This window comes from Avibacterium endocarditidis (assembly GCF_002921145.1).
Lineage (GTDB): Bacteria > Pseudomonadota > Gammaproteobacteria > Enterobacterales > Pasteurellaceae > Avibacterium > Avibacterium endocarditidis.
In genome coordinates, this window is the sequence record NZ_PQVI01000092.1 from 24,892 (window position 1) to 32,919 (window position 8,028).

General features: G+C 42.9%; 8 protein-coding genes and 2 pseudogenes. 1 reads left to right on the plus strand and 9 read right to left on the minus strand.

The features are described from left to right. The 6 genes and pseudogenes from apaH to purM form a co-directional block, all read right to left on the minus strand. Complete coding sequence (gene apaH, locus C3Z13_RS07450; protein ID WP_103855505.1) at positions 1-822, minus strand: bis(5'-nucleosyl)-tetraphosphatase (symmetrical) ApaH; 822 nt, start codon at positions 820-822, stop codon at positions 1-3. Between the two features lie 4 nt (positions 823-826). Continuing rightward, entirely contained in the window at positions 827-1,678 is an 852-nt protein-coding gene (rsmA, locus tag C3Z13_RS07455) for a 16S rRNA (adenine(1518)-N(6)/adenine(1519)-N(6))-dimethyltransferase RsmA (RefSeq protein WP_103855506.1), read from the minus strand. Between the two features lie 84 nt (positions 1,679-1,762). Next, a pseudogene (locus C3Z13_RS07460) lies at positions 1,763-2,715 on the minus strand (peptidylprolyl isomerase). 96 nt (positions 2,716-2,811) lie between these two features. Further along, positions 2,812-3,354, minus strand: a complete 543-nt coding sequence (gene pyrR, locus C3Z13_RS07465; RefSeq protein ID WP_103853398.1) for a bifunctional pyr operon transcriptional regulator/uracil phosphoribosyltransferase PyrR — start codon at positions 3,352-3,354, stop codon at positions 2,812-2,814. Between the two features lie 142 nt (positions 3,355-3,496). Next, positions 3,497-4,137 (minus strand): annotated as a pseudogene (gene purN / locus C3Z13_RS07470) (phosphoribosylglycinamide formyltransferase). Then, positions 4,137-5,174: a phosphoribosylformylglycinamidine cyclo-ligase gene (gene purM, locus C3Z13_RS07475; protein WP_103855507.1), complete on the minus strand. Its 1,038-nt coding sequence runs from the start codon at positions 5,172-5,174 to the stop codon at positions 4,137-4,139. Before purM ends, purN begins: the two are co-directional and overlap by 1 nt. Positions 5,175-5,407: 233 nt before the next feature. Here purM and C3Z13_RS07480 point away from each other — a divergent pair, with 233 nt between their 5' ends. Continuing rightward, entirely contained in the window at positions 5,408-5,875 is a 468-nt protein-coding gene (locus C3Z13_RS07480) for a surface-adhesin E family protein (protein WP_103853401.1), read from the plus strand. A gap of 109 nt (positions 5,876-5,984) precedes the next feature. Here C3Z13_RS07480 and C3Z13_RS07485 read toward each other — a convergent pair whose 3' ends face one another. The 3 genes from C3Z13_RS07485 to C3Z13_RS07495 all read right to left on the minus strand — a co-directional run bounded on the left by C3Z13_RS07485 (position 5,985) and on the right by C3Z13_RS07495 (position 8,011). After that, entirely contained in the window at positions 5,985-6,710 is a 726-nt protein-coding gene (locus C3Z13_RS07485; protein WP_103853402.1) for a TerC family protein, read from the minus strand. A 70-nt stretch (positions 6,711-6,780) separates the two neighbouring features. Then, positions 6,781-7,461 carry a DNA mismatch repair endonuclease MutH gene (gene mutH, locus C3Z13_RS07490; protein ID WP_103855509.1) on the minus strand — a complete coding sequence of 227 codons (681 nt, stop codon included), beginning with the start codon at positions 7,459-7,461 and terminating at the stop codon, positions 6,781-6,783. A 10-nt stretch (positions 7,462-7,471) separates the two neighbouring features. Continuing rightward, complete coding sequence (locus tag C3Z13_RS07495) at positions 7,472-8,011, minus strand: methylated-DNA--[protein]-cysteine S-methyltransferase (protein ID WP_103853404.1); 540 nt, start codon at positions 8,009-8,011, stop codon at positions 7,472-7,474. Between the last annotated feature and the right edge of the window lie 17 nt (positions 8,012-8,028).

Below are 8,028 nucleotides of genomic sequence, written 5' to 3' on the forward strand. Positions count from 1 at the left end.
TTAGGTGTATTGTTTCATTGCGGGTTGAGTAAAATACTGTTTATCTTCCCAGCGTAGCATTGTCATTCGATTACCCCACACACAGCCGGTATCAAGGGCATAAATATTAGCTGGCGTAGGCGTATCCACTAAACTGGCCCAATGGCCAAAGACGATATTTTCCGTTTTGAATAGAGGATTATTAAGCCGAAACCAAGGGGTTAGCTCCGCAGGTGCTTCATCAACAGGGGCTTTGCAAGCGAAATCAAGGCGATGATCATAATAGCAAAAACGCATACGGGTAAATACGTTGATAATGTAACGTAGGCGATCGATACCCTGTAAATCAGGCGACCAGCGATCAGGCTGGTTATCATACATCTGTTCGATCATTGCATAATAATCACCGTGGCGTAGCACTTGCTCCACTTCGGCAGCACAGGCTTTTGCCGTGGCAAGATCCCAATCAGGCGAGATCCCTGCGTGAGTGAGTAAAAATCCTGCTTGTTGATTATGAATAAGCAAGGGTTGCTGGCGTAGCCAATCAATCAATTCGTGAAAATCAGGGGCGTTAAAAATGGCCTCCACGCGATCCTTGGGTTTGATTTTTTTTATGCCAAGTGCGGTGGAAATTAAGTGCAAATCGTGGTTGCCCAGCACGGTGTGCGCCGCGTTACCAAGGGATTTGACTAAACGTAAACATTCAAGGGATTTATCCCCACGCGCCACCAAATCACCCACTAAATAAAGCACATCTTGGCTCGGATCAAAGTTTACCTTTTCCAACAAAGCGTGCAATTCATCATAACAGCCTTGCAGATCGCCGACTAAGTAGGTTGCCATTGTTTTATTCCGTTTCGCTCTGTGTGTTTTCCACCACAGGGTTATCACATAGCCAGTTTGCTAATCTGGCATAATCGGCAATGGAAAGATTTTCTGCCCGCGCATTTAAATCAATCCCAAGTGCGGTGAGATTTTCCGCAGAAAATAGTGTAGAAAGTGCATTACGCAAGGTTTTACGACGTTGATTAAAGGCTTGCGTACACACGCGATTGAGCCAGTATAAATCTTTCACTGGGTGCGGAAGCGTGCTGTGTGGAATTAAACGCACTACTGCTGAATCCACTTTGGGCGCTGGTTTAAAAGCACTCGGTGGTACTTCCAATACAGGCATTACTTGGCAAAAATATTGCGCCATAATGGTTAAGCGTCCGTAAGCCTTGCTATTCGGTGCAGCGCAAAGACGTTTTACCACTTCTTTTTGTAGCATAAAGTGCATATCTTGAATTTGTTCGCAATAGTTGAACAAATGGAACATTAATGGCGTTGAAATGTTATAAGGAAGATTGCCGAAAATGCGTAATTTCTGATTTTTTTCCGCTAAATGCTCATCACGGTAAAGTTGCCCAAAATCAAACTGCATCGCATCTGTTTCAATCACATTCAACTTTTGATGTAAAAATGGGTGATGACGCAAACGTTCAGCCAAATCTCGGTCTAACTCCACAACGGTTAAATGCTCAACTTGCTCCGCAACAGGTTCTGTTAGCGCCCCCAAACCGGGGCCGATTTCTACTAAGAATTGATCTGGCTGTGGATAAATGGCTGCCACAATGCTTTGAATAATATTATCGTCTGATAAAAAGTTCTGCCCGAAACGTTTACGGGCGGTATGACCTAGATGTTTTCTTGAACTCATAATGATTTATCACTGTTAAAAAAGACACGCTATTATAAAACAAAAATCCCAGCATTGGGGCTGGGATTTCGTGATTGCTTCAAATTACTTGAAATATTTAATATTCGCAGTTTTACGCAAGGCTTTCACCCAATCTTGTGAGGCTTCGCGCAGTTGTTGATTGACTAACTGTTCATAGGCTTTTTGCATATAAGCATCACGGGTACGATCCCCTTGGCGAGTGTCAGTAACTTCTAAAATATGCCAGCCAAATTCTGTTTTAAATGGTGCAGAAATGGTGCCTTTCTTCGTGCTTTGTACCATTTTAGCAAAGGGTGGCACATAAGTTTCTGGGAAAGCAAAGCCTAAACTGCCGCCATTCGCGCCAGATAAATAATCTTTAGAATATTTTAATGCAGCATCAGCAAAGGTGGTTTTATGCGCCAAAATATCCGCACGAATTTGAGTTAATTGCGCTTTCGCTTGCGCATCATTTAATAATGGGTTTAATTTCAATAAGATATGACGAACTTGGTATTCTGTTCCAGTAACTTTTTTCTCTTTACCCTGTGCTTTCGCTTGATCAAGCAATTTTTGCCCAAGTTCTTGCACTTCTTCTCGGGTTACATCAACACTTTTACCAATCGCCTGATTGCGCACTTCCGACATTAATAATTGATTTGCGATCTGTTGGCGATACTGATGATAGTTAATGCCTTGATAATCCAATACATCAAGTAGTTGTCCGTACGTCAAGCCATTGCGTGCCGCAATATCTTCCATTACGCGATCAACTTGTGCGCTACTCACACTCACACCAGAATCTTTCTTTAATGGATGGCTTGATTAACTAAAATATCATCAATCACCGTATTTAATGCCGCCTCGCGATTTGCTTCTGTATTGGCCTTTTTACCTAAAGCAGTACGCACTTGGCTTTCTAAAATAGGGCTTCCATTCACGGTGGCAACCACGCGTTCTACGGCAGATACATTCGCTGAAAGCGCAAATAATCCCACCAAACCTACTAAAATCGCTTTAAAGTTAAATCCTTTCATATTTTCCATTTATTAGTTCAAATTATTTTACGTTAGAGTGTCAATTTGCCAAAAGGTTCATCGATTTAGTTTGATAAAACATTTTTTACACGACGTTTATTTTGATACCAGCGCCACCTCGTAACATTGATCAAACTTCATCGTCCGAACTTGCACTTTTTCCGCACGACTGGTTGGCACATTTTTGCCGACATAATCGGCACGAATTGGCAATTCACGGTGTCCGCGATCCACAAAAATCACTAATTCCACTTTTGCCGCTCGCCCAAAATCAATTAACGCATCTAACGCCGCTCGAATGGTGCGCCCCGTGAACAACACATCATCAACCAAAATTACAATTTTATTTTGAATACTCACATAATTTGATGCGCCGCTATACACAGGCGATTGGCTTTGCGGCTCAACATATTCCAAATCATCGCGATAAAAGGTAATATCCAAATCAAGGGAAGGCAGCTCTTTACCTGTTAAATCATTAATTTTACGCTTGATTAACTCTGCAATTTCCGCCCCACGGCGCTTAATTCCGACAATAATGAGGTCATTGAGATTTTGATGTTTTTCGATGATTTCGTGCGAAATTCGAGAAATGGTTCGCATAAATCGATCTTCATCAATCAGAATTTTTTCTGCCATTTATAAATCCTAAAGAGTAACTAAGTTATGATGAATTTTCGCTACTATACCAAAAATTCACAAAAAAATGACCGCACTTAATGAAATTCTTTCTCCGACAGAATAAAGAAAAAGCACAAACTGAAGTTTGTGCTTTGTATCCTTAATCCATTGCATAACCTGCATTTGGCAGGCATTTACTATCTAAATAGGCGCTGCCATTTTGAAGCGTTAAACGATCGGTAACAAACCAATTTATCACTAAAGGATAAATTTGCTGCTCTTGATATTTCACACGCTGCTCAATATCACAGACTTCATCATCTGGAAAAATTGGCACTTTGGCTTGCAGTACAATAGCACCACCGTCCACTTCCTCATTGACAAAATGCACCGTTGTACCGTGTTCTTGATCGCCCGCTTCTAACGCGCGCTGATAAGTGTGTAAGCCCGGATATTTCGGCAACAGTGATGGGTGAATGTTGAGAATTTTGCCTGCAAAACGTTGGGTAAATTCAGCAGTTAGGATTTTCATATAACCAGCTAGCACAATTAAATCCGCACCAAGCTCAGCAATATAATCACCGATAGCCCGATCCATCGCTAGATTATCAGCGTAATCCTTGCGTGTTCAAAAAGTGCGGTGGGAATTTCAGCCATTTTCGCGCGCTGTAAGCCATAAGCGTTTGCTTTATTGGCGATAACAGCACAAATTTGCGCAGGAATATCCCCCGCCTTGCAAGCATCAATAATGCTTTGCAAGGTTTGCCCTTCACCAGAAATCAGTACAACAATCTTTTTCATTAACGAATAACAACCTGCTCTTCGCCTTCGCTCGCACTTTCAATGCGACCAATCTGCCACGCATTTTCGCCTGCTTGTTGCAATAATGCCAACGCGGTTTCCACTTGATCCTGTGGCAAGGCGATGATCATACCCACCCCGCAGTTGAAGGTGCGATACATTTCATAGCGATCGATATTGCCCTGCTCTTGCAACCAGTTAAAAATGGCAGGCCATTGCCAGCTTGTTTCATCAATCACGGCTTGCACATTGTGCGGTAACACGCGAGGGATATTTTCCCAGAAGCCACCGCCCGTTAAGTGAGAAATGGCGTGAACAGGCACATGTTTGATCAATTGTAAAATGGATTTAACATAAATTTTGGTTGGCGCTAACACTTGATCAGCGAAAGGCTTGCCGTCTAATTCTGCACTCGCAGGGTCGATGCCTGAACGCTCGATCACTTTGCGAATTAATGAATAACCATTGGAATGTGCGCCACTTGAGCCTAATGCGATTAACGCATCGCCCACTTTCACTTGGCTGCCGTCAATAATTTCTGACTTCTCGACCACACCCACGCAGAAGCCTGCTAAATCATAATCACCTTGATGATACATTCCCGGCATTTCTGCGGTTTCACCGCCCACTAAAGCGCAACCTGATTGTTCACAACCGTTGGCAATGCCTTTGATCACGCTGGCTGCCACATCTACGTCTAATTTGCCTGTGGCATAATAATCTAGGAAAAATAGCGGTTCTGCTCCTTGCACCACCAAATCATTAACGCACATCGCCACCAAGTCAATGCCGATGGTATCGTGTTTATTCAAATCAATGGCAAGGCGTAATTTTGTGCCAACACCGTCTGTGCCAGACACCAAAATTGGCTCTTTATACTTGCTCGGCAATGCACAAAGCGCGCCAAATCCGCCCAATCCACCAATAACTTCAGGACGCGTGGTGCGTTTAACATCGGCTTCAATTTTTTCCACTAACGCGTTGCCTGCGTTAATATCCACACCCGCATCTTTGTAACTTAATGATTGTTTGCTCACGATTTTTTCCTATATGACTTGAGTTACTGAAAATCGCGCGTATTGTAGCACGCCTACGCAATCGTTTGCGATAAATTTTATCGCGTCGCTTTATTTTCACTCTTTATGTAAAGCTGATTTTGTGGAACAGCTCACAAAATCGTCTTTTTTTGTTAGAAATCCCCATTCAAATATGCCAGAATGATTCTAACCTAATCAACGAGCGTTCTTCCTCAGAATGTAAGGAGGTCAAAATGAAAAAATTAGGTTTATTGCTTAGCGTAATGCTACTTGCCGCTTGTTCTACTACGCCTACTTCACCGCCCCCAGAAGTCAAACTCGTTCTGCCAACCTTAACCAAAGCAGGCTATTTCAAATTAGCGCCGAATGCAGAATATTATGTAGATACCCAATCGGTTTGGGTGGATAACGAAGACAAGCACTTAATTCATTTTGATGTGGTAATTAATTCGGATAAAGGCTTATTCGTGTATAAAGAGCGCCCAGAACTTTACGCGCGCTCCGTGCGTCAATACAAAATTCTTAACTGTAATACTTATCGTCTTACCCAAGTTAGAACGGATTACTACAGTGAATTTTGGGGCGATGGTATCCGCGCCGCCTTACGCAAACAACAACGACACACGGTAAAATTGCAAAAAAATTCCACCCTTTATGTGTTAGGGCAAGTGATGTGCGCCAATATGTATCGAAAATGGTAAGGCAATAAAAGTAAAATAAAAAAATTAGGGCTGGAAAAAGTTAAAAGAAGAAAAACAAAGTGTGGTGCAAATTTTCAGAATTTTTGCACCGCACTTCTTTATTCTAGCATTATGGGCGTTTAATCAAACGCTTACGCATTTTGATATTGATCATTTCTACCACCACGGAGAAGCCCATTGCGAAGTAAATGTAGCCTTTTGGAATGTGGAAATCTAAGCCTTCACCAATTAATGCCACGCCCACTAAAATCAAGAACGAAAGAGCAAGTACTTTCAGCGTTGGGTGCGATTCCACAAAATCGCCAATCGGTTTGGCTGCTAGCATCATTACGCCGACGGCAATCACAATCGCCAAAATCATCACGCCAATTTCGCTTGCCATTCCCACAGCGGTGATCACGGAATCCAGCGAGAATACAATATCTAAAATGGCAATTTGAATGAGTACGCTGAAAAAATTCACTTTTTTTGCCGCACTTTGGTCTTCGCCCTCTTCTTCTGGCGTCATTGCGTGATGAATTTCGTGGGTGCTTTTCGCCACCAAAAATAATCCGCCCACGATTAAAATAAGATCACGTCCTGAAATTTGTTGCGAGAAAACCTCAAATAACGGCTCAGTGAGTTTCATTAACCAAGAAAGGGAAAGCAACAATAAAATACGCGTAGCCATTGCCAAGCCTAAGCCGATAATTCGCCCTGATTGACGTTGTTGGGCTGGCAAACGCCCGACTAAAATACTGATAAAAATGATGTTATCAATGCCCAACACAATTTCTAATGCGGTTAGGGTAAATAAAGCCACCCAGGCTTCGGGGCTGGCGATCCAGTCAAACATAATAAGTTCCTTATAGATTAAATCTAAAGCGAACAATGATATAGATTTCTGGCTTTAATGGAAAGGAAAATCAGCCATTTTGCTGAAATTGTTGCAGGATTTCGTGGGTGAAATTTTTGCATAAATAAAAGCCGAGCGGTAAGGTGTCAATCACCTCGCCATTTCGCCCAATGCCTTTGGTTAGCGATTTACTATTTGCGCCTTTAGGGCGAAGTTGTAGCACTTCACCAAGGCGTGCGGTAATTTCATCAAGCCGACCAAATACGATATATTCCATTAATTCTTCCCAATCTTGCTGCAAACGTTGCTCTTGTTCGGGCGAGGGCTGCCATAAAATAGGCTGCCCAATATGACGTTCGGCAAGGGGAATGGTGCGTTCACCCTCAATGGGAATCCACAGCACTTTGGATAATTTATGGCGAACGTGAGAAGATTGCCAAGTGATTCCGCTATTTTGAATCAGCGGCGCAAGGCTGACGAAGGTGGTTTCAAGGGGCTTTCCTTGACGATTAATGGGAATGGTTTTGAGCTCAATGCCAAGATGGGCAAAATCTTGTTCCGCTTTGCTCCCAGCAGTTGCACCCAAGGCAGTTTCCAGCAACATTCCCACCCAGCCTTTATCCCGTTTCAAATTGGGCGGCACAGACATATTCAACTCCTTGGCGACTTCACCAAAAGTGAGTCCCGCCAGCGATCGCGCAAGGGAGAGTAGAGCTTGTTCGGAATTTGGGCTATTGCGGTGCTTTTTTATCAAGTTTTTGTTAGCGTTGATACTTTTTCAATAATTTCTGTTTGACGTATTCCACGCCTTTATCCACATAAGCAATATTTTCTAACTGTAACAAATGGCGTTTGGCAGGCAATCCACCGCCAAATCCCGTTAGCTGACGTGTTTTTCCTAACACGCGATGGCAAGGAATAATGATGCTAATTGGATTACTCCCCACCGCACCACCCACGGCGCGCACCGCTTTCGGTTTGTTAATGCGATTGGCTAACTCGCCATAACTTGTGGTTTCACCATAAGCAATTTGGCAAAGCTGCTGCCAAATGCTTTGCTGAAAAGGCGTGCCTTGTGGATTCAGCGGAATCCCTGCAAAATCTTCTTTTTCACCATTAAAATAACGGGTTAATGCCGCCGAAACTTGCGCAAAGAGCGGGTGATTTTCCTGTAAAATCCATTTTGGATTTGGCGCAATTTGCTCCGCTTCTAAATCCAAATTGGTTAATTTGTTATCTTGGCTAATCATCAATAACCGCCCGATTGGTGATGAGTAGTAGCAATAATAGATCTCGCTCATTGATATCCCTCATAAAA

Coding starts and splice junctions, on each gene's coding strand:
- apaH (WP_103855505.1), bottom strand. CDS start 822: ATGGCAACCTACTTAGTCGGCGATCTGCAAGGCTGTTATGATGAATTG.
- rsmA (WP_103855506.1), bottom strand. CDS start 1,678: ATGAGTTCAAGAAAACATCTAGGTCATACCGCCCGTAAACGTTTCGGG.
- pyrR (WP_103853398.1), bottom strand. CDS start 3,354: ATGGCAGAAAAAATTCTGATTGATGAAGATCGATTTATGCGAACCATT.
- C3Z13_RS07480 (WP_103853401.1), top strand. CDS start 5,408: ATGAAAAAATTAGGTTTATTGCTTAGCGTAATGCTACTTGCCGCTTGT.
- C3Z13_RS07485 (WP_103853402.1), bottom strand. CDS start 6,710: ATGTTTGACTGGATCGCCAGCCCCGAAGCCTGGGTGGCTTTATTTACC.
- C3Z13_RS07495 (WP_103853404.1), bottom strand. CDS start 8,011: ATGAGCGAGATCTATTATTGCTACTACTCATCACCAATCGGGCGGTTA.